We start from the raw sequence: 275 nt of genomic DNA, 5'->3' as shown, positions 1-275 counted from the left end.
AAGATATGTAAAACTGTCAGCAACGTCTTTCAAAGGATTGAGATTGGAGCCATTTGTATCATAAACAAATACGGTTCCGTTCTTTGCGAGAGGCCCAATATATTTTGATAATGCTCGAATAACACCATTTGACAGAGCAATATCTGTAGTACTTGGATACGTTTCCATGTCAATATCTAAGCCATCAAGTCCGTATTGGCGTACATGCTCGTCTAACAATTGATTCGCATAAGCATCAAATTCTTCTGGGGTTGGAAAGTTGCCTGCATATGGAA

General features: G+C 38.9%; 1 protein-coding gene. It reads right to left on the bottom strand.

The window, feature by feature from the left end:
- A partial coding sequence (locus tag ETC07_RS16190; RefSeq protein WP_205742572.1) for an EndoS/ChiA family endoglycosidase occupies positions 1–275 on the bottom strand: 275 nt, incomplete at both ends.

This window comes from Halomonas borealis (assembly GCF_004798905.1).
GTDB lineage: Bacteria > Pseudomonadota > Gammaproteobacteria > Pseudomonadales > Halomonadaceae > Halomonas > Halomonas borealis.
This window is presented reverse-complemented; position numbering and strand designations above follow the sequence as displayed.